Annotated in this window: 24 protein-coding genes; 18 read left to right on the top strand and 6 right to left on the bottom strand. The window is 70.7% G+C overall.

Translation table 11 applies throughout. From position 1 onward, the window contains the following. The first annotated feature begins 26 nt into the window (after positions 1-26). Complete coding sequence (locus ACIBHX_RS10575) at positions 27-371, top strand: STAS domain-containing protein (RefSeq protein WP_397066247.1); 345 nt, start codon at positions 27-29, stop codon at positions 369-371. Positions 372-423: 52 nt separating this feature from the next. Here ACIBHX_RS10575 and ACIBHX_RS10570 read toward each other — a convergent pair whose 3' ends face one another. Genes ACIBHX_RS10570 through ACIBHX_RS10555 form a run of 4 tightly spaced genes read right to left on the bottom strand, consistent with a single transcriptional unit; the run spans position 424 to position 4319 of the window. After that, on the bottom strand, positions 424-1221 hold the full coding sequence (locus ACIBHX_RS10570; protein ID WP_397066245.1) for an ABC transporter permease: 798 nt from the start codon (positions 1219-1221) through the stop codon (positions 424-426). Then, positions 1218-2075 carry an ABC transporter permease gene (locus ACIBHX_RS10565; protein ID WP_397066244.1) on the bottom strand — a complete coding sequence of 286 codons (858 nt, stop codon included), beginning with the start codon at positions 2073-2075 and terminating at the stop codon, positions 1218-1220. Before ACIBHX_RS10565 ends, ACIBHX_RS10570 begins: the two co-directional genes overlap by 4 nt. Before the next feature lie 4 nt (positions 2076-2079). Then, positions 2080-3276, bottom strand: a complete 1197-nt coding sequence (locus ACIBHX_RS10560; protein ID WP_397066242.1) for an ABC transporter substrate-binding protein — start codon at positions 3274-3276, stop codon at positions 2080-2082. Beyond that, positions 3270-4319 carry an ABC transporter ATP-binding protein gene (locus ACIBHX_RS10555; protein ID WP_397066240.1) on the bottom strand — a complete coding sequence of 350 codons (1050 nt, stop codon included), beginning with the start codon at positions 4317-4319 and terminating at the stop codon, positions 3270-3272. Before ACIBHX_RS10555 ends, ACIBHX_RS10560 begins: the two co-directional genes overlap by 7 nt. An 80-nt stretch (positions 4320-4399) precedes the next feature. Between ACIBHX_RS10555 and hisI the strand changes: the two genes are divergently transcribed. The 8 genes from hisI to trpA all read left to right on the top strand — a co-directional run bounded on the left by hisI (position 4400) and on the right by trpA (position 10325). Continuing rightward, a complete protein-coding gene (gene hisI, locus ACIBHX_RS10550; RefSeq protein WP_397066238.1) occupies positions 4400-4741 on the top strand; it encodes a phosphoribosyl-AMP cyclohydrolase in 342 nt (113 codons plus the stop codon). Continuing rightward, positions 4738-5343: a Trp biosynthesis-associated membrane protein gene (locus ACIBHX_RS10545; RefSeq protein WP_397066236.1), complete on the top strand. Its 606-nt coding sequence runs from the start codon at positions 4738-4740 to the stop codon at positions 5341-5343. Before hisI ends, ACIBHX_RS10545 begins: the two co-directional genes overlap by 4 nt. Positions 5344-5461: 118 nt before the next feature. Further along, positions 5462-6136 (top strand): DUF4190 domain-containing protein, encoded by a 675-nt coding sequence (locus ACIBHX_RS10540; protein ID WP_397066234.1) that lies wholly within the window; start codon positions 5462-5464, stop codon positions 6134-6136. Positions 6137-6262: 126 nt separating this feature from the next. Then, complete coding sequence (locus ACIBHX_RS10535; protein WP_397066232.1) at positions 6263-6862, top strand: CD225/dispanin family protein; 600 nt, start codon at positions 6263-6265, stop codon at positions 6860-6862. Positions 6863-6876: 14 nt separating this feature from the next. Further along, positions 6877-7326, top strand: a complete 450-nt coding sequence (locus tag ACIBHX_RS10530) for a DUF2752 domain-containing protein (RefSeq protein ID WP_214317913.1) — start codon at positions 6877-6879, stop codon at positions 7324-7326. A 121-nt stretch (positions 7327-7447) separates the two neighbouring features. Then, positions 7448-8287 (top strand): indole-3-glycerol phosphate synthase TrpC, encoded by an 840-nt coding sequence (gene trpC / locus ACIBHX_RS10525; protein WP_397066230.1) that lies wholly within the window; start codon positions 7448-7450, stop codon positions 8285-8287. A gap of 12 nt (positions 8288-8299) precedes the next feature. After that, a complete protein-coding gene (gene trpB, locus ACIBHX_RS10520; RefSeq protein WP_397067046.1) occupies positions 8300-9523 on the top strand; it encodes a tryptophan synthase subunit beta in 1224 nt (407 codons plus the stop codon). 1 nt (position 9524) lies between these two features. Next, entirely contained in the window at positions 9525-10325 is an 801-nt protein-coding gene (trpA, locus tag ACIBHX_RS10515) for a tryptophan synthase subunit alpha (protein WP_397066228.1), read from the top strand. Here the strand turns inward: trpA and ACIBHX_RS10510 are convergent. Continuing rightward, positions 10322-12046, bottom strand: a complete 1725-nt coding sequence (locus tag ACIBHX_RS10510; RefSeq protein WP_397066226.1) for a beta-galactosidase family protein — start codon at positions 12044-12046, stop codon at positions 10322-10324. The two genes, trpA and ACIBHX_RS10510, sit on opposite strands and share 4 nt — an antisense overlap. Positions 12047-12121: 75 nt before the next feature. Between ACIBHX_RS10510 and ACIBHX_RS10505 the strand changes: the two genes are divergently transcribed. The 8 genes from ACIBHX_RS10505 to ACIBHX_RS10470 all read left to right on the top strand — a co-directional run bounded on the left by ACIBHX_RS10505 (position 12122) and on the right by ACIBHX_RS10470 (position 21722). Continuing rightward, complete coding sequence (locus ACIBHX_RS10505; RefSeq protein WP_397066225.1) at positions 12122-12976, top strand: helix-turn-helix domain-containing protein; 855 nt, start codon at positions 12122-12124, stop codon at positions 12974-12976. Positions 12977-13123: 147 nt separating this feature from the next. Beyond that, complete coding sequence (locus ACIBHX_RS10500) at positions 13124-17089, top strand: endo-alpha-N-acetylgalactosaminidase family protein (protein WP_397066223.1); 3966 nt, start codon at positions 13124-13126, stop codon at positions 17087-17089. 145 nt (positions 17090-17234) lie between these two features. Then, the gene (locus ACIBHX_RS10495; RefSeq protein WP_397066221.1) at positions 17235-17714 is read left to right on the top strand and encodes a MauE/DoxX family redox-associated membrane protein; all 480 of its coding nucleotides are present in this window, start codon (positions 17235-17237) and stop codon (positions 17712-17714) included. Continuing rightward, on the top strand, positions 17714-18463 hold the full coding sequence (locus ACIBHX_RS10490) for a DsbA family protein (RefSeq protein WP_397066220.1): 750 nt from the start codon (positions 17714-17716) through the stop codon (positions 18461-18463). The genes ACIBHX_RS10495 and ACIBHX_RS10490 overlap by 1 nt, the downstream gene beginning before the upstream one ends. Positions 18464-18489: 26 nt before the next feature. Further along, positions 18490-19545: a prolipoprotein diacylglyceryl transferase gene (lgt, locus tag ACIBHX_RS10485; protein WP_397066218.1), complete on the top strand. Its 1056-nt coding sequence runs from the start codon at positions 18490-18492 to the stop codon at positions 19543-19545. Beyond that, positions 19542-20246 (top strand): VIT1/CCC1 transporter family protein, encoded by a 705-nt coding sequence (locus tag ACIBHX_RS10480; protein WP_397066216.1) that lies wholly within the window; start codon positions 19542-19544, stop codon positions 20244-20246. Before lgt ends, ACIBHX_RS10480 begins: the two co-directional genes overlap by 4 nt. Continuing rightward, positions 20243-21043, top strand: coding sequence for a hypothetical protein (locus ACIBHX_RS10475; protein ID WP_397066214.1), 801 nt, complete (start codon positions 20243-20245; stop codon positions 21041-21043). The genes ACIBHX_RS10480 and ACIBHX_RS10475 overlap by 4 nt, the downstream gene beginning before the upstream one ends. A gap of 82 nt (positions 21044-21125) precedes the next feature. Next, the gene (locus ACIBHX_RS10470) at positions 21126-21722 is read left to right on the top strand and encodes a hypothetical protein (protein WP_397066212.1); all 597 of its coding nucleotides are present in this window, start codon (positions 21126-21128) and stop codon (positions 21720-21722) included. Between the two features lie 327 nt (positions 21723-22049). On the opposite strand, the gene ACIBHX_RS10465 is transcribed toward ACIBHX_RS10470, so the two are convergent. Continuing rightward, complete coding sequence (locus ACIBHX_RS10465; RefSeq protein ID WP_397066210.1) at positions 22050-22418, bottom strand: hypothetical protein; 369 nt, start codon at positions 22416-22418, stop codon at positions 22050-22052. Positions 22419-22788: 370 nt separating this feature from the next. Between ACIBHX_RS10465 and ACIBHX_RS10460 the strand changes: the two genes are divergently transcribed. Next, the gene (locus ACIBHX_RS10460; RefSeq protein WP_397066208.1) at positions 22789-24294 is read left to right on the top strand and encodes a bis-aminopropyl spermidine synthase family protein; all 1506 of its coding nucleotides are present in this window, start codon (positions 22789-22791) and stop codon (positions 24292-24294) included. The last annotated feature ends 33 nt before the right edge of the window (positions 24295-24327 follow it).

Below are 24327 nucleotides of genomic sequence, written 5' to 3'. Positions count from 1 at the left end.
GTTCACGGGCGGGGAGGAGCTTCAGTGTGGATGTCCTGGAGATGACGCGGCACCGGCACGGCACGCAGCTGATCGTCAGCCTTTCCGGCGAAGTGGACGCCGACAACGTCACCACGATGCGCCGATGTCTCGACGAGGCGGTCGCGGCCCGTTCGCCGGAGTGTCGGCGCCTCGTCGTGGATCTCAGCGACCTCACCTTCATCGACACGACGGGTCTCGGCGCCCTGGTCCGCCTGCGCGCCCACGTCATGGACGACGACGACGCCCTGGTCCTCGTCGCCCCCGACGGCCAGGTCCTCCGCCGGCTCCGCCGCACCAACCTGGCGCCCCTCTTCTCCATCTACGAAACCCTCTCCCAAGCCCTCACCTGAGCTCGCCGTTGTCGTGCCAGCCGTACGGCGCTCGTACGAGGGAGGAGAGCCGTCAGAAGGAGGAGGAGAGGCGCTGGGCGAGGTAGACGGGGATGACGGAGGCGACGATGAGGGCGGCGGCGACGACGTTGACGACGGGGGCCTGGTTGGGGCGGAAGAGGTTCTCGAAGATCCAGATGGGGAGCGTCCGGACGCCCGCTCCGGCCGTGAACGTGGTGACGATGATCTCGTCGAACGAGAGCGCGAACGCCAGCAGCGCGCCCGCGAGCAGTGACGAGCGCAGCAGCGGGAACGTCACGAGGCGGAACGTGGTGAACGTGTCCGCGCCGAGGTCCGCGGAGGCCTCCTCGGCCGAGCCGCCCAGGCGGCGCAGCCGGGCCAGCACGTTGTTGAAGACCGTGACGACGCAGAACGTGGCATGCCCGATGATCACCGTGAACAGGCCGAGCGAGAGGCCGAAGGGCTCCAGGATCGTGCGGAAGGCGTTGTTGAGCGCGATGCCGGTGACGATGCCCGGCAGCGCGATGGGCAGCACGATCAGCAGCGACACCGCGTCCCTGCCGAAGAAGCGGTAGCGCTGGACGGCGAAGGCGACCATGGTGCCCAGGACCAGTGCGATGGCCGTGGCGCCGAGCGCCGCCTGGATGGACGTCACCAGGGCGTCACGCACGCCGCTGGAATTCCAGGCGGCCTGCCACCAGCGGATCGTCAGGCCTTGGGGCGGCCAGGCGAAGGTGCGGTCGGCGTTGAAGGAGTTGAGCACCACGATGACGAGCGGCACGTACACCAGGGCCAACCCGAGACCCAGGGCGCTCCAGAGCACGGCGCGCGCCACGCGCGACAGGATCATAGGTTCTCCAGTGCGCCCGTGCGCCGGATGGCGGTCAGGTAGACGAGCATGATGAGGACGGGGACCGTGGCCACCGCGGCGGCGAAGGGCAGGTTGTTGGCCGCGCCCACGTTGTCGTAGACGACGTTGCCGATGAGCTGGGTCCCCCCTCCGACGATCTTGACGGCGATGTAGTCGCCGAGCGACAGCGAGAACGTGAACACCGAGCCCGCCACCACCGCCGGGAACGCCAGCGGCCAGATCACCGTGGTGAAGGTCCGCCAGCCCCGCGCCCCCAGGTCGCCCGCCGCGTCGAGCAGCGAGTCGGGCAGCCGCTCGAGCCCGGCGTAGACCGGCAGGATCATGTACGGCAGCCACAGGTACGACAGCGTCAGGATCGTGGCGCCGATCCCGTACCCCCAGCCCAGGATGCCGTCGGACGACAGCATCACCCGCCACGCGTACGCCTTGACCAGGTACGACGCCCACAGCGGCGTGAGCACCGCGATCACCAGCCAGCGCTGGGCCCGCGGCGTGGCGAGCTTGGCCATCGCGAAGGCCATCGGGAAGGCCACCACGAGGTCGATCACCGTCACCGCGACGGCGACCAGCACGGAACGGATGGCGACTGTGCGATAGACGTCGACAGTTAACAGTTCTCGGAAGTTGTCAGCTGTCAGTTGTTTGATCACGTTCCCCGTGAAGACGTCCGTCGTCCAGAACGCCGACAGGAACAGGGCACCCAGCGCCCCCAGGTAGGCCAGCCCGAGCCACAGCATCGGCACCGACAGCAGCAGCGCGAGCCGCAGGCGGGCCCGCCGGTGCAGCGTCGCGGCGATGCGCCGCCGCACCGGCTCAGCCTGTGCGACGCTCACGGCGTCAGCCCTTGATCTCGGTCCAGGCGCGCGTCCACTCGGAGTAGTCCTTGCAGGCCACGTCCGTGCGCCCGTCCAGGCACTTGGAGATGGGCGTCGTCCAGTACCAGACCTTGGAGAAGTACCCCTCGTCCGTCGCGTGGAAGGTCTTGCAGAAGTTCGGGTCGGAGGTCTCCTTGCAGGCCTTGGCATTGGCCGGAGCCTCGCCGAACCACTCCGCGACCTGGGCGTTCACCTTGGGCGAGATGATCCAGTCGAGCCACTTGTAGGCGCAGTTCGGATGGGCGGCCTTGGCGGCCACCATCCAGGTGTCCGACCAGCCGGTCGCCCCCTCGCGCGGCAACTCGGCCTTGACCGGGGCCTTGTCGGCCTGGGCCAGGTTCGCGATGACCTGCCAGGTGGTGCCGACCACGCTGTCGCCGCTCTTGAACGCCTGGACCTCCTTGGTGTAGTCGGACCAGTACTCGCCGATGATCTTCCGCTGGTCCTTCAGCAGGGACACCGCCGCCTGGAACTGCTTGTCGTCCAGCGCGTACGGGTTCTTGATGCCCAGCTCCGGCTTGGTCGCCTTCAGGTACAGCGCCGCGTCCGCCAGGTAGATGGGCGAGTCGTACGCGGTGACCTTTCCCTTGTACGGCGAGGCCGGGTCGAACACCACGCCCCACGAGTCCGGATCCGGCTTGACCTGGTCGGTACGCCACATCAGCAGGTTGGCCCCGCGCCCGTGCGGCACGCCGTAGGCGACGCCGTTGACGGAGTTCCACGGGCGGTTCTTCAGCCCGGGGAAGACGTCGGCGTAGTTCGGGACGAGCGCGGTGTTGACCGGCGCGACCGTGCCGGAGGCGACCAGGCGCAGCGATGCGTCACCCGAGGCCGACACGGCGTCGTACTCGCCGGTCTTCATCAGGTTGAGCATCTCGTCGGAGGTCCCTGCCGTCTTGACGTTCACCTTGCACCCGGTTGCCTGCTCGAACGGGTGCACCCAGTCGACCTTGGGATCGTTCGAGCCGTCCTCGGTGTATCCGGCCCAGGCCACCAGGTTGACCTGGCCTTCGCCCTTTCCGAGCGCCTTGAGCGCCTCCAGTTTGGGCGGCGTGAAGGCGCCCGGACTCTGGGCGGGAGCCGTACCGCCGCCGGATCCTGAGCCGCATGCCGTCGCCAGCGCGAGCATCGCGCCTAGCGAGGCGATTTTCCTCAACATGGGCCCTCCTGTGGTGCTATGGCGAACTCGTGGCGCCGGTCCCAGATCAGGCGTACTCGCTGCCCCCGCAGTTCGGTGACGTCCATCGAGGAGACCTGCAGGTTCTGTTGGAGCGCGACGAGGCGCCCGCCCGCGTCCAGGTCGACCACGAACCTGGTGGCCGGGCCCATGTACACGACCTCGGCCACGGTCCCGGCGGCGCTGTGCTCCCCGGCCGACACGGCGTCGCCGTCGGCGGCCAGTCGCAGTTTCTCCGGGCGCACGCTGAACGTGCCCTCTTTCCCCAGTATGGTCTTGGCCGCGTCGCCGGAGATGAGGTTCGACGTGCCGACGAATCCCGCGACGAACGGCGTGGCAGGCCGTTCGTAGATCTCCGCCGGGGTGCCGACCTGCGCGATCCGGCCACCTTCCATCACGGCGACCCGGTCGCTCATGGTCAGCGCCTCCTCCTGGTCGTGGGTGACGAATATGAAGGTGATACCCACCTCACGCTGGATCGACTTGAGCTCGACCTGCATCTCCTCGCGCAGCTTCAGGTCGAGCGCGCCCAAAGGCTCGTCGAGCAGCAGCACGCGGGGCCGGTTGACCAGCGCCCTGGCCAGCGCCACCCGCTGGCGCTGCCCGCCCGACAGCTGCGCGGGGCGGCGCGCTTCGAACCCCTCCAGCCGGACGCTGGCCAGCGCCTCGCGCGCCCGGTCCCGGCGCTCCCGCCGGGCCACGCCCTTGACCCGCAGGCCGTACTCCACGTTGGCGAGCACGTTCATGTGCGGGAACAGCGCGTAGTCCTGGAAAACCGTGTTCACATCGCGCTGGAAGGGTGCCAGGCCCGTCACGTCCACGCCGCCGAGGCTGACCGTGCCGGCGGAGGGCGTCTCGAACCCGGCGATCAGCCGCAACACGGTCGTCTTCCCGGAGCCCGAGGGGCCGAGCATCGCGAAGAACTCGCCGTCGGCGATTTCCAGGTCGACCCCGGCCACGGCCTCGACCGGGCCGAAGGACTTGCGCAGGCCGCTGAGCTGTACGGCCGCTTGCTTGGCGCGCATGCACGGAACGATAGATCCTGTCGCTCCCTGCTACCACTACCGGTTCAATGGCCGGACCTATGGGCTGGTTGAATGGGGACATGCCCCTTGACCCCAAGATCGCCGCGAGGCTGAAGCGCGACGGCGGCGGGTTGGTACCCGCGATCGTCCAGCAGTACGACACCGGCGAGGTCCTCATGCTCGCCTGGATGGACGACGAGGCGCTGCATCGCACCCTGACGACGGGCCGGGGCACCTACTGGTCGCGCAGCCGCGGCGAGTACTGGGTCAAGGGCGACACCTCCGGGCACGTGCAGCACGTCAAGGGTGTGGCCCTCGACTGCGACGGCGACACGCTCCTCGTCAAGGTCGACCAGGTCGGCGCCGCCTGCCACACCGGCGACCGCACCTGCTTCGACGCCGACTGGCTCGCCCTCCCATGACCCCTCCCCACGGCACGCCAAACCCACCCCCCGACCCCCCAAGAGGGGCGGGAGCGGGGGCTCGGGAGTTGTGGGTTTGGGTGGCGGGTACCGGGGTTGGGTGCCTGTTGGTGTTGTTGGCTGCCGGCCGTACCTGGGTGACCGTGAAGGGGGCCGGGGTCGTGGCGCCGACCGGTGGGGACCTGAGCCCGGCGCTGACACCGATCGGGCTGGCGGGGCTGGCGGGCGTGGTGGCCGTGCTGGCGACCAGGGGCGTCGGCCGGCGGATCGTCGGCGCTCTGCTGGCGCTGTGCGGCGTGGGCGCGGCAGCGAGCGCGTGGACGGCCGCCGGGCGGGTCACCGTACTGGAGTGGCTGCGAGGACACAATGCCGTGCAGGCCGCGTCGGGGATCGACTGGGAGCCGGTGACGTTCTGGCCCGTCGTGGCCGTGGCCGGCGGGGTGCTCATGGCCGTGGGCGGGATCGTGGCGGTCGTGCGCGGCGGCAGGTGGGTGGGCATGTCGGCCCGCTACCAGCGCCCGGACGGCGCGGCGCCCAAGGCCGACGACCGCTCGATGTGGGACGCCCTCGACCGGGGCGACGACCCGACCGATTCTCGCTGATCACCCGCTCTGGTCTGGTCACAAATCTTCCTCGGTGTGAACCGCCCCCGGTGCGGCCGGCGTTTTCTCAATAAGCTGCCTCTGCAACTCGCCACGATCACATGAGGAGCCACACAGGATGAGCTACGGAGACCAGGGCGGCGGTTACGGCGCTCAGCCTCCTGGCGGCGGCTACGGCCAGCAACCCGGCTACGGCCAGCAGCCTCCGAGCGGCGGCGGGTACGGCCAGCCACCCGGCCACGGCCAGCAGCCCGCCTACGGCGAGCAGCCGGGCAGCGGCGGGTACGGGCAGCAGCCGGGAAGCGGAGGCTACGGCCAGCAGTCGGGCAGCGGCGGGTACGGCCAGCAGCCCGCGTACGGTGAGCAGCCGGGTAGCGGCGGATACGCGCAGCAGCCGGGAAGTGGTGGGTACGGGCAGCAGCCTGCGAGCGACGGATTCGGCCGGCCGTTGCAGTACGGCCAGCCGTACAGCCAGCCGAATTACCAGCAGGCCCCCTACGGCCAGCCGCAGTACGGCGCGCAGCCGGCCAACGGCCTGGCCATCGGCTCGCTCATCTGCGGCATCGTCGGCCTGCTGTTCTGCGGCCTGACCAGCATCCCCGGCGCCATCCTCGGCCACCTGGCGATGAGCAGGGCCAAGAAGTACGGCGGCCAGGGCCAGGGCCTGGCGATGGCAGGCCTGGTCACCTCGTACGTCACGATCGTGCTCTGGGTCCTGGGCTGGCTGATCTTCGGCGGCGCCCTCCTGGCCATCATCGGGTTCGGCGGTGCCGCGGCGACCTCGGGCTACTGAGCGCCGCCGGGCTTGCAGTCAGATCACAAATCGTCTGCATGATGGGCGTTAATCCATGTAGATCGCGGTTTGTCGCTAAGGTGGCGCGCGCAACTCGCCAGCATGACCAATGAGGAGTACACGAGCATGAGCTACGGAAACCAGGGGGACGGCGGCGGTTACGGCGCCCAGCCGCCCGGCGGCGGTTATGGTCAGCAGCCGCCCAGCGGTGGTGGTTACGGTCAGCAGCCCCCGAGCGGTGGTGGCTACGGCCAGCAGCCGCCCAGCGGCGGTGGCGGTTACGGCCAGCAGCCGCCCAGCGGTGGCGGCGGTTACGGCCAGCAGCCCCCGAGCGGAGGCGGCTACGGCGGCGGTTACGGCCAGCAGCCCCCGAGCGGCGGCGGCTACGGCCAGCCCCCCGGCGGCGGTTACGGCCCGCCCCCCGGCGGTGGATACGGCGAGTACGGCGCGCCCCAGACGCCGCCGGACAACCATCTGGTCGCCGCGATCCTCACCACCCTGTTCTGCTGCCTCCCCTTCGGTATCGTGTCGATTGTCAAGTCGTCGCAGGTGAACTCGAAGTGGCAGGCCGGTGACTACCAGGGCGCCATCCAGGCCTCGGAAGAGGCCAAGACCTGGTGGAAGAGGGCGCTGATCTTCGGCATCATCGCCGAGGTCGTCATCATCATCCTGTACATCATCCTGTTCGTGGTCCTCGCGTCGACCGTCCCGAGCAGCACGTACTAGGTGTCGGAAACAGCATGGGCATCGCCAACATCGAGCGGCGCGGCACCGATCGGCTCAGATCGGTGCTCGCGCCGCTCGGCGTGGCCGGGGCGGCCGCGGCCGTCACCACCTTGGTCGGCATCGTCGACCCGAACCAGCCGGGCCACTACCCGACCTGCCCGTTCCTCTGGGTGACGAGCCTGTGGATCCCGGGCGGGCTCTACTGCCCGGGGTGCGGCACGCTGCGCGCCATCCACGCGCTGGCCCACCTCGACCCGGTGGGCGCGCTGGACATGAACCCGCTCATGGTGGTGATGCTCCCGTTCCTGCTGTTCTGGTGGGGACGCTGGATGATCCGCGCCCTCCAGGGCAGACCTCGCAAGACCACACTCGCCCATCCGGCGTACGTGTGGGCCTTCCTCGGCGTCGTGCTCGTGTACTGGGTGGTCCGAAATCTGCCCTTCGGGGCCTTCCTCGCGCCGTAGATGGGGCCCAGTGGCGAGGTGACCTCGGCGGGGCCGATACCATCGCAAGACAAGGCCGGGAGCGGACGCCGACGCGAACTCCCTGCCACCCCCTACTGTCGACCGGAGGGACCCCAAGCGCGTGAGTGAGCCGACCGAAGGGCCGAGTGTCCTCGACGACATCCTCGACGGGGTGCGCGCCGACCTCGCCGCACGCCAGCAGGCTGTCTCGCTTGACGAGCTCAAGCAGCGCGCCGAGCGGGCTCCCACGCCCAAGGACGCCTACGCGGCGCTCGGCGGCGCCAGGGTCTCGGTGATCGCCGAGGTGAAGCGTTCCAGCCCGTCCAAGGGCGCGCTCGCCGCCATCGCCGACCCCGCCGCGCTGGCCGCCGACTACGAGGCGGGCGGCGCCCACGTCATCAGCGTGCTGACCGAGCGGCGCAAGTTCGGCGGCAGCCTGGACGACCTGTCCGCGGTCCGCGCCCGGGTCGACATCCCGATCCTGCGTAAAGATTTCATCCTGACCTCCTACCAGCTGTGGGAGGCCCGCGCCCACGGCGCCGACCTGGCGCTGCTCATGGTCGTCTGCCTGGAGCAGGAGGCGCTGGTGTCACTCATCGAGCGGGCCGAGTCGATCGGGCTCACCCCGCTGGTCGAGGTGCACACCGAGGAGGAGCTCGACCGGGCGGTCGCCGCCGGGGCCAGGGTCGTCGGGATCAACGCCCGCAACCTGAAGACACTCGAGGTCGACCGCGACGTCTTCGCCAAGCTGGCGCCGAAGATCCCCGATAATGTGCTCAAGATCGCCGAGTCGGGCGTGCGCGGGCCCCATGACCTGCTCGCCTACGCCCGCGCGGGGGCCGACGCCGTGCTGGTGGGCGAGAGCCTGGTCACCGGCAAGGACCCGCGCAGGGCCGTGGAGGCGCTGGTGACGGCCGGCGCCCACCCGGCGACTCGTCCCGACCATGGATCAGAGGGATAGACAGTGAGCGAGATCCTCACCGCCGCCGACCTGGCGGGTAACGGCGCCCACGGCGACGACCCCGACCTGCACGGCAAGTTCGGCATCTTCGGCGGCCGCTACGTTCCTGAGGCGCTCATCCCGGCGCTCGACGAGGTCGCCGCGGTCTACGAGAAGGCCAAGAACGACGCGCAGTTCATCCGCGAGTTCGACCACCTGCTGCGCACGTACGCGGGCCGGCCGACGACGCTGACCGACGTGCCGCGCTTCAGCGAGCAGGCGGGCGGCGCCCGGGTCATCCTCAAGCGCGAGGACCTGACCCACACCGGCGCCCACAAGATCAACAATGTGCTGGGCCAGGCGCTGCTGACCAAGCGGCTGGGCAAGACCCGGGTGATCGCCGAGACCGGCGCGGGCCAGCACGGCGTGGCCACGGCCACCGCGGCGGCGCTGCTCGGCCTGGAGTGCGTCATCTACATGGGCGCGGTCGACTGCGAGCGCCAGGCGCTCAACGTGGCCCGGATGAAGCTGCTCGGCGCCAAGGTCGTCCCGGTGCACAACGGCAGCCAGACGCTCAAGGACGCCATCAACGAGGCGTTCCGCGACTGGGTCACCAACGTCGACACCACCCACTACCTGTTCGGCACCGTCGCGGGCCCGCACCCGTTCCCCGAGATCGTGCGCGACTTCGCCCGCATCATCGGCGTCGAGGCGCGCCGCCAGATGCTGGAGCTGACCGGCAGGCTGCCCGACGCGGTGTGCGCGGCGGTCGGCGGCGGCAGCAACGCGATCGGCATCTTCCACGCCTTCCTCGGCGACCAGGGCGTCCAGCTGCACGGCTACGAGGCGGCCGGGCGCGGCCTGGAGTCGGGCGAGCACGCGCTCACGCTCACCGCCGGCTCGGTCGGCGTGCTGCACGGCTCGCGCACCTACGTGCTGCAGGACGAGGAGGGCCAGACGATCGATTCGCACTCGATCTCGGCCGGGCTCGACTACCCGGGCGTCGGCCCCGAGCACGCCTGGCTGAAGGACTCCGGCCGGGCGACCTACCACGGCATCACCGACGCGGAGGCCATGGACGCCTTCTCGCTGCTGGCCCGCACCGAGGGCATCATCCCGGCCATCGAGTCGTCACACGCCCTGGCCGGAGTGCTCAAGCTGGGCCGGGAGCTCGGCCCCGAGGCTACGATCTTGGTGAATCTGTCCGGCCGCGGTGACAAGGACATGGGCACCGCCATGAAGTACTTCGGGTTGTGAGATGACCACTCTTCAGACGGTGTTCGCCAAGGCCAAGGCGGACAACCGGGCCGCGCTCGTGGGTTACCTGCCGGCCGGCTTCCCCTCCAAGGAGGGCGCGATCACGGCGGCGGCCGCCCTGGTCGAGGCCGGCTGCGACGTCATCGAGATCGGCCTGCCGTACTCGGACCCGCTCATGGACGGGCCCACGATCCAGGACGCCGTGCACCGCTCGCTGCTCAACGGCACCCGCATCGCCGACGTGATGCGCACGGTCGAGGGCGTCGCCAAGACGGGCGCGGCGACGCTGGTCATGACGTACTGGAACCCGATCGACCGCTACGGCGCCGAGCGCTTCGCCCGTGACCTGGCCAACGCCGGCGGCACGGGCACGATCACGCCCGACCTGACGCCCGAGGAGTCGGAGCCGTGGCGCGCCGCCTCGGCCGCGGCGGGCATCGACACCGTGTTCCTGGTGGCCCCCAGCTCGACGGAGGCGCGCATCAAGGCCGTGGTCGACTGCTGCACCGGGTTCGTGTACGCGGCGTCGCTGATGGGCGTCACGGGCGCCAGGGAGACGGTCAACGTGGCCGCCGAGGACCTGGTCCGGCGCACCCGCCAGCACACGGACCTGCCGGTGTGCGTGGGCCTGGGCGTCGGCACCGGCCGGCAGGCCGCCGAGGTGGCGGCCTACGCCGACGGCGTCATCGTGGGCTCGGCCTTCATCCGCCGCATGCTGGACGCCCCGGACGAGGCCGCCGGCCACGCCTCGATCGGAGAGCTGGCCCGCGAGATGGCCCAGGGCGTCCGCAGCAGGGGCTAGCCCAGCTCGGGCTCGGTGCGGATCTCCGGGTCCGCGCCCACCCTGTCCAGTTCCAGCAGGACGACCTCGTTCGTGCCCGCCCGCAGCAGCGGCGCGGGCACGTACAACGTGCGCTGCGGCCCGCGCTCCCAGTAGCGGCCCAGGCAGAAGCCGTTGACCCAGACATAGCCCTTGCCCCAGCCGGGCAGCGCCAGGAAACCGTCGGCGGGTTCGGCCACCTCCAGCGTGCCCCGGTGGAAGGCCATCGGCTCCCCGGACGGACCGGGCTCGAAGGGCACGCCCGACACCTCGTCCAGCGGGATCGGCACGGCCGTGACGCCGTTGAGGTACTGCTGGCCGTGCAGGATCCCGCCGGTGATGCCCTTGGTCTCGCCCACGGCGGGCCCGAAGTTGGTCCGCCCCATCGACTCCACCAGCAGCTCGACGGTCACCCCGCCGGGCACGTCGACGCCGCCGGGCACGTCCCGCTCGAGGATGCCCACCTGCTCGCCGTTCACGAACACGTGCGCCCGGTCGTGCAGCCCCCGCACGGTCAGCGGGTACGGCTGCCGCGGCCCAGGGACCGTGGTGCGGTAGAGCGCGAGCCCGTGCTCCAGCCCGAGCTCCTCGAACGTGGCCGGCACCGGACCCACGACCTCGGGCAGGGCCAGCTTGGCCAGCGCGTCGCGCAGCCGCGCCGAGTGCGTGAGCCGCACCCGCGCCGGCGGGAGAGTCGCGGGCACCGGCGGGACATCCGGGATGTCCGGGTTGTAGCGGGACAGGATCTCGCGGAAGCGCCAGAACTTCTCCGTCGGCGCGCCGTTCTCGGAGATCGGCGCGTCGTAGTCGTAGGAGGTGACCGTCGGCCGGTAGGAGCCGGTCGCGAGCTCGCCCACCTGGTTGGCGCCCGCCCGCGTGCCGAAGGACGTGCCGCCGTGGGCCATGTAGACGTTCACCGAGGCCCCCGCGGCCAGGATCCGCTCCAGCGTGCCGGCCGCGCTTTCCGCGTCCCGCGTGACGTGCGGCTGCCCCCAGTGGTCGAACCAGCCGCACCAGAACTCCATGCACATCAGCGGATCGCCCGGCCGGTGCGCGCGCAGCGCGGCGAAGTGCCGCTCGGGCTCGGAGCCGAAGTTCACCGTGGCCAGCACGCCGGGCAGCGTGCCGCCGGTCAGGTGCCAGTCGGCGGAGCCGTCGGAGGTGAACAGCGGCACCCGCACGCCGTGCCCCACCAGCGTGTCCGCCAGGTGGCGCAGGTAGTCCTGGTCGTCGCCGTAGGAGCCGTACTCGTTCTCCACCTGCACCATGATCACGTTGCCGCCCCTGGTGACCTGCCGCTCGGCGATCGCCGGGATCAGCGCCGCGAAGTAGCGCTCGACCTGGCGCAGGTACTCGGGGTCGCTGGTTCTGATCCGCCCGCTGAGCCAGTACGGCAGGCCGCCGTTGTCCCACTCCGCGCAGATGTAGGGACCCGGCCGCACGATCGCCAGCAGACCCTCGGCCGCCGCGGCGTCCAGGAACGCCCCGACCTCCTCCAGCCGGGTGAACTCGCCGGGGCGCGGCTCGTGCAGGTTCCACGGCACGTACGTCTCGACGGTGTTGAGCCCCATCGCGCGCAGCATGCGCAGCCGGTGCGGCCACTGCTCGGGCAGCACGCGGAAGTAGTGCAGCGCCCCGGACAGGATCCGGAACTCCTGTCCGTCGAGGTGGAAGGCGCCGTCCTGAATCGCAAAGGTTCGCATCGGTATCCTTACCGGTAGATCTCCCCCCAGGATGGTGCGGATCCGCGGGCGCGGGCCATGGACAAAGCGCGCCGGATGGTTGGACGAATCGAGAGGGCGGCGGTGCCAGGCCGGTTCCGGCAGTGGATGCACTTCCTCACGCCGAGCGACGCCCACCGCGGGCTGGGCCTGCTCTGCCTCGGCGTGGGCCACCAGGAGGGCCGGCTGCCCACGGTCGGCCCGCGCACCCTGCACAAGCACGTGGCCGTCGTCGTGACCGAGGGCGAGGGCTGGTTCCGCCAGGGTGGCGAGCCGGTGACCGAGGTCGTGGCGCCCGCCGTGCTGTGGCTGTTCCCCGGCGTCGAGCACCACTACGCGCCGCACGGGCAGGGCTGGACCGAGTGGTTCGTCGACTTCACCGGATCCGCCGTGGCCGCCTACCAGGAGCTCGGCTTCCTCGACCCGGCCAGGCCCGTCATCCCGCTGACCGCCGCCGACGCGGCCGTGCACGCCATCGGCCGCATCGCGCAGGCCTGCCGCAGGGGCGGGCCGTACCTGGAGGTCGAGACGTCGGCGATCGTGCACGAGGTGCTGGTCGCGCTGCGGCAGGCCCGCGCCGACGAGGACCCGGCGGGCGAGCCGGTGCTGCAGTCGCTGGCCAGGGACGCGTGCCTGCCGGTCTCGGTGGCCGAGCACGCCCGCCGCCTCGGCATGCCGGTCGCCGACCTGCGGGCCGTGGTCAGGCGCCTGACGGGTTCCAGCCCGAAGGACTACCTGGTGTCGGTGCGGCTCAACCGGGCCAAGGACCTGCTGGCGGGCTCCCGGCTGCCCGTGGCCGCGATCGCCCGCCGGGTGGGATACCACGATCCCGCCTACTTCACCCGGATCTTCACCCGCCGGGTCGGGCTGCCGCCCAGCGAGTTCCGTGCCCAGGAGTCCCGGCTGGCCTGACCGCCACGGGTGCCTAACCCGTCTTGCGCATTCGTGGGTAATCGCGGCGAAATCGGCGCGCGAATGCGAGTATTCATGCGGCCATCGCCGCGACCCTCGTCCTCGCGGCCCGCCGCACCCGGCCACGTCGCGCACGGAAGGACCCGCATGCGCCCGAGCTCCGCAGCCCTCCTGGCCCTGCCCGCCCTCGTCTGCGCCGCCGTGATCGTGCCGCTGGCCGCGCACGCCTCTCCCACCGAACGCACGGCCTTACCCGCCGGCGCCCAGGCCGCGCCGCCGTCCGGGGGGCCCAGGGCCGTCACCGCGTCGCACGGAACCCAGGCCGCCCGCCGGGAAGCGGCAGGGACGCCGCCCTCGCCGGTGCCGACCCCCAGGAACCCGCTGCCCTCGCCGGAGATCTCGCCCACCGGGCCCACGCCGCCCCCGCCGACCGTCCAGAACATCAAGCCGAAACCGCAGGCCGCGGTGGCCGCGCCCGCCACCATCTCCTCGCCCCAGCTGACGGTCTCGCTGGATCCCGCCTTCCCGCGCGTGCTGCATTACACCGACCGTGCCGGCGGCGCCACGCTCGACGGCAGTACGGCGGTGCCGTCGGTGGTCCTGAACGGCCGGCCGTACAACGTGACCAGCGCCCTGGCGGGGAACGACGGCAGTACCGCCCGCTACAACCTGAAATTTCCGGACCTGGAGGGTGTCGGGCTGGATGTGTCGATCGGGGTGAAGGGGCGGGTGACCACGTTCCGGGTGGACGCGGTCAGGGACACCGACGCCTTCCGGATCAACACCCTCGACCTGCCGGGACACGACCTGGTGTCCGTGGCGAGCAGCCAGCAGGGCGCCGCCACCGCCTTCACCAGGCTCGACCCCAACTCCACCCGCACGGCCGACGTCTTCGCCCAGGTGACGCCGCAGACGGCGCCAGAGGCCAACCCGGTGGGCGCCGGCTACGCCATCGTCAACACCGCCAAGCTGGCCGCGGCCGTCGAGACGAACTCCACCTACGACAAGCCCAGCGGCCCCACCGACAAGGACGCCGCCCGCCTGTGGCACCAGGCCAGGAAGGACGCCGACGGCACGGTCAGGGTCGGCGTGTGGAGCGGCCAGTGGACCTACCGCGGCACCGGCTCGCCCTTCACCGAGGACCCGCCCTGGGCCAGGGTGGTCGTCACCCCCGACGCCAACGGCGACCACACGGTCGACTGGCAGGACGGAGCGGTCGCCTTCCGCGGCATCGAGATCAAGCCGCTGGGCGCCGACCAGACCAAGGAGCGGGTGGTCGCGCACATCCCGTTCAACTTCTCCAGCCAGGCCACCCATCCGTTCCTGCGCACGCTCGACGACGTCAAGCGCATCTCGCTGGCCACCGACGGGCTCGGGCAGCTGGCGATACTCAAGGGCTACCAATCGGAGGGCCACGACTCGGCGCACCCCGACTACGGCGGCAACTACAACCGCCGCGCCGGCGGGCTGACCGACCTCAACACGCTGCTCAAGGCGGGCAAGGACTGGAACGCCACCTTCGGCGTGCACGTCAACGCCACCGAGTCCTACCCGGAGGCCAGGACCTTCAGCGAGTCGCTGGTCAACGTCAAGGCCAAGGGCTGGAACTGGCTCGACCAGTCCTACCAGATCGACCAGCGGGCCGACCTGACCAACGGCACCCTGGCCAGGCGGTTCCGGCAGCTGCGCGACGAGACCGATCCCAACCTGGCCTTCCTCTACGTGGACGTCTACCGCCCGTTCGGCTGGGTGGCCGACCGGCTGCTGGCCGAGCTGCGCGCCCAGGGCTGGCAGGTCGGCACCGAGTGGGCCGACAAGCTGGAGCGCGGCTCGCTGTGGTCGCACTGGGCCAACGACCTCAACTACGGCGGAGCCACCAACAAGGGGCTCAACTCGCAGATCATCCGCTTCATCCGCAACAGCGAGAAGGACGTCTGGAACGCCCACCCCATCCTGGACAACGCCCGCATCGTCGAGTTCGAGGGCTGGACCGCGGAGAACGACTTCACCGCCTTCTACCGCAACATCTGGGAGCACAACCTGCCGGCCAAGTTCCTCCAGCACTACAAGATCATGCGCTGGAAGGCCGACGAGATCGACTTCACCGGCGGCGTCAGAGGGACGTTCACGAACGGCACGCGCGAGCTGTTCGCGGGCCCGCACAAGGTCTACGCCGGTGGCACGTACCTGCTGCCGTGGGAGGGCAGGTACTACCACTACAACCCGGTCGGCGGCACGACCACCTGGGACGCCTCCGGGCCTCTGCGCCTCTACAAGCTCACCGACCAAGGTCGCGTCGCGATGGGGGTTCTCGCCCCGGTCCACGGCAAAATTACGATAAAAGCGGACAAAGCCCAGCCGTACGTGCTCTACCCGGTCGGCAAGCCCCCCGCGACGCGCGACCCCGGCTGGGGTCAGGGCAGCGGCGTCGAGGACCCCGGCTTCAACGGCGTGAACACCTGGCAGACCACGGGGCCGGTCAGCGTCAGTACCACCCCGCTCGGCCACCGCGTCGCCGTGCTCGGCGGCGGCGCCCCCGCCCGGCTCCAGCAGCGCCTCACCGGCCTCAAACCCGGCCAGGCCTACACCGCCTCCGCCGAGATCGAGATCGAACCCGGCAGGACCCGCCAGACGACGCTGGCGGTCGGCGACGCCTCCATCGGGCTCAACCGGTCCACCGCCCGCAACTACATCGCCTCCGACGAGAAGCACGACACCTACTTTCAGCGGGTCAAGCTGCACTTCACCGCCCAGGCCGACAGCGCGGACCTGCGGATCGAGGCCGCGGACGGCGCCGGCGAGGTCAGGGTCGACGACGTCCGGCTCGTGGCGAGCGACCCGCCGGGCGACAGCGAGGGATTCGAGTCCGTCGACCAGGGCTGGGGCCCGTTCGTCAAGGGCGACGCGGGCGGCTCGTTCGACGCCCGCACCCACCTTTCCGAGCGGCACGAGCCGTACACGCAGCAGGGATGGAACGGCAAGACCCTCGACGACGTGCTCGACGGCGACTGGTCGCTGAAGTCGCACGAGGAGCGCGAGGGGCTGGTCTACCGGACGGTGCCGTGGACCGCCCGCTTCGAGCCGGGGCACGCCTACGAGGTGTCCTTCGCCTACCAGAGCGCCCAGGCGGGGACCTACAGCTGGGTGACCGGCTACGACAAGGGGACCGCGAGCGTGGAGTCCCGCCGGACGCCGCTGCCCGCGCAGACCACCACCGCCCGCTTCGCCGAGCGCGTCGTCGGCGCCTGCGGCGACGTGTGGGTCGGGCTGCGCTCGCTCAAGCCCGAGCAGGCCGGGGCGGACTTCATCCTCGACGACTTCGCCGTGAAGGACCTCGGGCCCGCGCCCGACGCGCCCGCGTGCGCCTCGTTGACCGTGGTTCCCGCCTCGCCGTCCCTGGAGCAGGGCACGGCCAACGACGTGACCACCACGTTCCAGAACCTCGAGGACACCGCCCAGGACGTCAAGGTGACGCTCGCCGTACCGGACGGCTGGACCGCCACCGGGGACGGGAACGGCCGCGTGGAGCCCGGCGGCAAGCTGGTGACCGTCTGGAAGGTCACGCCGCCCGCCGACGCCGCCTACCAGACCTATGAGCTGAAGGCCGTGGCCGCCTACGCGGACCGCACCGTGGACGCCTCCGCGGTCGTGCGGACCCTGCCGCCCCCGCCCACCAAGGACGCATACGCCAGCGACCTGGAGTGGGTCAGCGCCGACAACGGCTGGGGACCCGCCGAGCGCGACGAGGAGAACGGCGACAAGGCCCAGGGCGACGGCACCCCGATCACCATCGGCGGCCAGGTCTACCCCAAGGGCCTCGGCACGCACGCGCCGGCCAGGATCCGCTACTTCCTGGCGGGCAGATGTACGGCTTTCGCGGCCTTCGTCGGCGTGGACGACAGCCAGGGCGTGCGCGGGTCCGTCCAGTACAGCGTCGTGGCCGACGGGGTGACCAAGGCGCAGAGCCCGGTGCTCAAGGGGCCCGACCCGGCCTACGAACTCAAGGCCGACCTGACCGGCGCCCGCCACGTCGAGCTCGTGGTCACCGACGGTGGCGACGGCAACGGAAACGATCACGCCGACTGGGGCGGCGCCCGCTTCAGTTGCGCCTGACCAGGAAATTTCGGTTTAGCTGAGCCTTATCCTGGGCGTGATCGGATGTGGTGCCGGTACTGTGCGCATCCCGGCGCAGAGATAGAGGAGAGCACCCGTGACCGCGTCGCAACAGCCACGCAGTGCCAGAGTGGCGATACCCTGGGTGACGACCGTCGCCCGGCTGATACTCGGCGTGACGCTGATCGTGGCCGGCGGGCTGAAGATCGGCAGCCCCGCCGAATCGGTGGTGGCGGTCAAGGCGTACCAGCTGCTGCCCGACTCGGTGGCCACGATGGTGGGCTACGGCCTGCCGATCCTGGAGATCGTCGTCGGGGTGCTGCTGGTCATCGGCCTGCTGACCAGGGTCGCCGCGGTCGTCGGCGCGTTGCTCATGTTCGCCTTCGTCTTCGGCATAGCCTGGGCGTGGGCACACGGGCTGCGCATCGACTGCGGCTGCTTCGGGGGTGGGGGACAGCTGCCCGGCGGGCAGGAGCCGCAGTACCTGCTGGAGATCCTGCGGGACTTCGGGCTGATGCTGTGCGGCCTCTGGGCCGCCAGGTTCCCGTCCGGGCGGTTCGCGCTCGACTCGGCGCTGGGGCTGACCGGCCGTACATATCAGGTGGAAGAGGGGGAGAGCTACTGATGGGCAAGGGCGACCGCGAGAAGTCGGCGCGCGAGAAGATCAGGGAGCAGCAGGCCGCCGACCGTGCGCGGGAGCAGCGCAGGAAGGTTCTGACCTACGTGAGCGTGGGCGTCGTCGCGGTCGCGGCGGTCGGCCTGGGCTGGTGGTACACCGCCAGCCAGTCCGCCTCCGAGGCGGCCGGCGACACGGCGCCGACGACCGTGCAGGCGGACGGGTCCGTCGCGATGGCCAAGGAGGGCGTCGTGGCGCCCGTGGTGGACATCTACGAGGACTTCCAGTGCCCGGTGTGCAAGCAACTGGAGGAGATCAGCGGCTCCACCTTCAGGAACCTGGCCGCCGAGGGCAAGGCCAAGGTCGTCTACCACCCGATCACGATCTTCGGTGACGACCCGATGAAGGGCAACTCCGTGCGTGCCGCCTCGGCCGCCCGGTGCGTGGCCGACGGCAAGCAGTGGCTGGCCTACCACGACCTGCTCTACAAGAACCAGCCCACCGAGGGCACCGAGGGCTTCAAGATCGACCAGCTGGTCGGCTGGGGCAAGGACGCCGGGGTGACCGCGCCAGGCTTCGACACCTGCGTCACCCAGCAGCAGAAGGCCGCCGCGCAGACCGCCTTCAGCGACAAGACCATCAAGGCCCAGAAGATCCAGGGCACCCCGACGGTCAAGCTGAACGGCAAGGACATGGACCTCGGCGTGGTCTCCAAGCCCACTCAGCTACGCGATGCGGTCACGAAGGCCGCCAAGTAGCCCCGCGTCCGCTACCCTCACCTGACATGCCCCTTGCCTTCATTCCCAGCCCTTCCCAGGGGGTCTGGTATCTCGGATTCATCCCGATCCGGGCCTACGCCCTGTGCATCGTGCTCGGCGTCGTCTTCGCCGTCTGGCTGAGCGAGCGCCGCTGGCAGGCCCGCGGCGGCCAGAAGGGCACGATCGTCGACATCGCCGTGCCCGCGGTGATCTTCGGCCTGATCGGCGGCCGGCTCTACCACGTCATCACCGACTGGCAGACCTACTTCGGCCCGCGCGCGATCAAGCAGCCGTACCAGGCGCTGTTCATCTGGGAGGGCGGCCTCGGCATCTGGGGCGCGATCGCCCTCGGCGGCGTCGGCGTCTGGTGGGCGTGCCGGCGGCGCGGGATCTCGATCTCCGCGGTGGCCGACACCGTCGCGCCCGGCATCGCCTTCGCGCAGGCCATCGGGCGCTGGGGCAACTGGTTCAACCAGGAGCTGTACGGCGGGCCGAGCACGCTGCCGTGGGCGCTGGAGATCGATCCCCAGCACCGGCTGCCCGGGTACGAGACCGTGGCCACCTACCACCCGACATTCCTGTACGAGTCGATCTGGGACGTGCTGCTCGGGCTGTTCCTGCTGTGGGCGGGCAAGCAGTTCACGCTGCGGCACGGGCGGCTGTTCGCGCTCTACGTGGCCGGATACACGCTGGGGCGGTTCTGGATCGAGGGGCTGCGGATCGACCCCGTCGGCGGGGTGGACCACGCGGTGACGTTCCTCGGGTTGCGGCTCAACCAGTGGACGTCGATCGTGCTGTTCATCGGGGCGCTGGTCTACATCTTCCTGACGCGGAACAAACAGACGGAGGAGATCATCGTGCCCGCTTCGGCGGGGGAATCGGTGGATCCCGCTCATCCGTCGGATCAGGCGGACGCCTCGGACCTTCCTGAGGCATCGGATAATTCGGATAAATCGGATACGGTGGCTGAAACCGCACCTGAAGCGTCCGCTTCCGATCCGAAGGAAGCCGAGGACGCGGCGGAAGCCGATGAGTCCGAGGCGGCGGCCGTCCCCGAGGCGGAAGAGAAGAACTCGCGATGAGCCAGCGCGCGGAGATCCACCACCAGCACCGCGACGTGACCGGCGGTTGGCTGCGGCCGTCGGTGTTCGGCGCGATGGACGGTCTGGTGTCGAACTTCGCGCTCATCGCCGGAGTCGCCGGTGGCACCGACGACACCAAGGTCATCTCGCTGGCCGGCATCGCCGGGCTGGCCGCGGGCGCGTTCTCCATGGCCGGCGGCGAATACGTCTCGGTCGCCAGCCAGCGCGAGCTCGCCCTGGCCGAGATCGCCATCGAGAAGCGCGAGCTCGAGCGCAACCCGGTCGCCGAGCAGGCCGAGCTGGCGCAGACGTTCGTCGCCCGCGGCGTCACGCCGGAGCTGGCCGCCGAGGTGGCCAGGCAGATCTCCGAGAACCCCGACCTGGCGCTGGAGGTCCACGCCCAGAACGAGCTCGGCGTCGACCCGCACGACCTGCCCTCGCCCCGGCTGGCCGCCGTCTCGTCCTTCCTGTCGTTCAGCGTCGGCGCCCTCCTGCCGCTCCTGCCGTACTTGCTCGGCGTGACCAGCCTGTGGCTGTCGGCCGTGCTGTCGTGCGTGTCGCTGTTCGGGGCCGGCGCGCTGGTGTCCACCGTGACCGCGCGCAGCTGGTGGTACTCGGGGCTGCGCCAGCTCGTCGTCGGCGTGGTGGCCGCCGGGCTGACGTTCGGGCTCGGCAAACTGATCGGGGCATCAGGCCTGTGACGACCAAGACGCGCAAGCGGCGCAGGCCGCCGGCCTCCGACTGGCAACTGCCGGTCCTGACCGACATGGGTTTGCAGCCCAAGCAGCAGAAGCTCCTGGTGATCATCGCCTCGATCGCCGGGGTCCTGGTCGCGGCCGTCGGGCTGACGCTCGTGATCTCCTCGCTCGGCAGCGGCTACGCCCCCGAACGGCAGGCCACCTCGGCCATGCTCGACGCCGACACGACGCTTCCGGAGGTCTTCCACGGGTGGGCCTCACCCAAGGGCCTCGAGCCCCTCGGCGACCGGGCCAAGGACGCCAAGCCGCTGACGGAGAAGGAGGTCTTCGCCCAGAAGACGCTCACCGGCGACAAGAAGCTCACGCTGAAGCTGGCCGCCACCAAGCTCGACACCGACTGCAAGGCCGCCGTGTGGGGCCCCGACCTGCTCGACGAGCTCGGCGGCTGCACGCAGGCCGCGCGCGGCGCCTACACCAGCGCCGACGGGCGCTACGTCGCCCAGTACACGCTGCTGAACCTGCAGGACGTCAAGGCCGCGGGCGACCTCGTCGAGTCGCTCAAGACGCTCTACCGCGGCGGCTGGGCCCGCCCGCTGCCGGAGGCCCCTTTCCCCGCCGGCGGCTACAGCGAGGGCGGCGCCTACGCGCTGGGGCACTACGTCGGCCTCGTCTGGATCGGCCGCGCCGACGGCGCGGAGACCACCCCCAAGGACGACTTCGTCTCCCTCACCCTCACGCTCCGCGGCGCGGAGAAGGCCATCTACCGCCGCGCCGTCGCCATCGCGGGCCCCACCTCATGACGCCCCGGGCGGATCGTGGGCCGCAGGTCGTGATCCCCTGTCGTGTCCTCCGCTGCCTTTCTGTCGCGCTCGGGGGGCCGAGATGTCGCGTCGCGTAGTGATCCCGCTGGCCGCCGCCGTGGTCGCGGTGTGCGGCGTGACCGCCTGGTTCCTGACCCACCGCGCGGATCCCCGCCCGGCCTCCTACAGCGGTGAGCCCACCTCGGCCATGTACGCGGTCATCGACTCCCGCCAGCGCGACGCCGCCCCCTTGTCCCTCGGCGAGTTCTTCGCCGCCCCCGCGGTGGGCGGCCTCCGCAAGCTCACCTCCGAACAGCTCACGGACTGCTCCGACGCCCTCTGGGGCATCGACGCCCCCGGCTGCACCCAGGCCCTGCGCGCCACCTTCGCCTCGGACCAGGTGGCGGGCGAGTTCGTCATCTTCAACCTCCCGGACGGCCACGCCGCCGACGCGCTCGTCGCCGCCCTGGGCCGCTCCGGCTTCGTACGGCAGGCCACCCCCTTCGACGCCTCCCACAGCCGCGCCCAGGCCCGAGCCCTGGGCCACTACGTCACGGTCACCTGGGTGGGCGTGGGCCCCTCCCGCGCCGGCGACCCCACCCCCGACCTCCTCCCACCCCTCATCGCCCTCGACTCCCTCGGCCACGCCATCCAACCCCGCGTCATAGCCGCCACCTAGAAGCAAGCTCCGCGGATCGACTTCGGCCTCGCTTGATGAGGGAACCCCTTGGCAGGGACGCCCCCCACACCCGCGCCGTCCTCGCCTCCAGCTCGGGCAGTCTTTCTGGAAGGGGCCGCGCCTCCGGTGCGCAAAGCCCCTCACCAAAGCGAGCGCTGGACTCCTTCGCACCCGCCCCAACCCCACCGGGACCACCACCCGCCTAGCGCCCACCCACAAGACGGGATCGCCCTCCGGGATCCGCACGAATCCCACGCCTGGACTCTCATCCGCCTTGCGAGACGGGATCGCTCTCCGGAATCCGCGCGAAGCCCACTGCTGTCGCCGTCAGGTGCCGACCTTCAGCTGGTGGACGCGTGGTCCGGTGATCCCCATGATCGCTGCGGCATCCCGCTCGCTGAGCCCCGCCGACGTCAGCTCGCGTGCCAGCGACCGGGCGGCCTCCAGCCGGAGGCGGTCATGCTCGGCGGCCAGCTCTACCTCCCGCCAATAGGTCGCCAGCGATGGTGCCATGTCTTCCGGCAGGTCGTAGACGAAGGTGATGTCGACTTCCTCGCCTTCCCAGATGAAGGCAGCGGAGTCGCGGGCCTCGGCGTGCAACCCTCGCAGCGTGGAGGCCCCCACCGAGCCCAGCACACCGGGCGTACGTCCCTTCCAGCGTCCCCGCTCGTAGGTGACGGTATAGGTGACGGTCACGAGCGTCCCTCCCTCGACAGCAGCTCGGCCAGTGCGGTGAGGACCTCTCCCATTCCTGTGGATCGCCACCACGGTCAAGCGCGAGAACGATGCCAGATGGCGGGAGTATCTTGCCATCGGTCAGCCTTCGCGCGCGGATGGTGAAGCCGTTCGCCGTCGGGTGAGTGTCTGGGAAGAACCCAGCCTCTCGAATGATCTTCTTGGCGCGGCCGAGCACCTCTAGGAAAGCGGATGGGTCATCGCTCATGAATTTAGCATAGTGAGTTTAGCAATTTCCGCTAAGGCGATTTAGCAAATGCCCGCATCTGTGTGCTTTGGTGTGAAGTGCCGTAAGGGATCGAGGGGTGGGTGGGGTCGATAGGCTCGGGGGGTGGAGTTGCGGGAGCTCGTCGGGGCTGCGGGGGTGGATGGGCGGCGGTTGCGGCATGTGCTGACGCTGCTGTGCGATGGGCGGTGGTGGACGCTGGGCGACCTGGTCCGCGAGACCGCCACGTCCCGGCGGACCATCGAGGAGCTGCTGCGCGCCGTCGAGCTCGAGCGGAACGGCGAGCGGTTCCGGATCCCGCTCGCGCACACCCCTGAATACCAGGACCTGCTTGCGATGGCGCCCGGGCCGGAGGATCCGGTGGGGCATCTGGTGCCGCACTACCGGACGGTGCTGGAGCGGCTGGAGGCGCTGATCGCCAAGGCGCCGCGCGGGCGGCACACGCTGGATCACGTGGCGGCCACGCCGGACACCGTGCTGCGGCGGGCGTTGCTGCTGGGGGCCCGGTTCTGGCTGCCGGGGTCACGGTTGCTGTGCGTGGGGGACCACGATCTGACGTCGCTCGCCGTACGGATGGTGCATCCGGAGGTCGAGGTGACGGTCGTGGACATCGACGACCGGATCCTGGCCTACCTGGACGAGCAGGACCTCGGGGTACGGACCCGGTGGGCGGATCTGCGGCTGGGGCTGCCGGGATCCGTGCGGGAGCACGATCTGGCGATCACCGACCCGCCGTACACGCCTGAGGGCATCGGGCTGTTCGTGGCGCGCGGGCTGGAGGGGCTGAAGGCGGACGGGCGGGTGCTGCTGGCGTACGGGGCCAGCGAGCGCACGCCGGCGCTGGCGCTCAAGGTGCAGAACGCCCTGTCGTCCCTCAATCTCTCCTACGAAGCCATATATCCCGACTTCAACCGATATTTCGGGGCGGAGGCCATCGGGTCGGCCGCGGACCTGTACATCCTGCGTCCCACCACCAAGACGGGCCCCGCGGTGGCGGCCCGCCTGGAGTCCGTCGGCACCGCGATCTACACCCAGGGCCCGCAGTCGGTCGAGGCCGAAACCGGGCACCAGGCGATCGAGCTGGGCGACCTCGAGCCCGACCTCCTCGTGGGCGAGTGGCCCAAGGCCCTGCCGCAGCCGCGGGTCAAGCTGGGGACCTGGCTGGCCAAGCCGTACCTCGGCAAGCAGGGTGCTGTGGCGATAGCCGTACCCGCCGGGCTGGAGGCCGCCCTGCCGCGGCTGGTGCTCGCGGCGCAGAGCGCCCATGTCCGTCTCTACCTTCCGGAACCTCTCCATTCGCGCGGGCCCCTCGAGGCGCTGGCTCCGCTCTGCGAGATCGACGTTCGGGGCGCGGTCGTGGACGTCACCCGGAGTACCCCGGACGACCCCGCGGGGCGCATCGCCCACCGCATCCTGTCGCGCGGGCACGGCAAGATGGCCAACGCCTGGCGGGAGGCGCTCATCGCCGAGTCCGCGGGCGCACTCACCAAGAACGAGGCCCGCGCCCTCATCCGCCACGCGGCCCCCTGGGCGGACGACCTCACCCCCCTCGAGGCTCCCCTCCACCGTCTCACAACCCTCCCCGCCGCCATCGACGCCTCCCTCCCCTAATTCCCCAGTACGGCCCGCCACCCTCTCGCGTCT

This window comes from Nonomuraea sp. NPDC050536, from assembly GCF_044457685.1.
Taxonomy (GTDB): Bacteria; Actinomycetota; Actinomycetes; order Streptosporangiales; family Streptosporangiaceae; genus Nonomuraea.
This window is presented reverse-complemented; position numbering and strand designations above follow the sequence as displayed.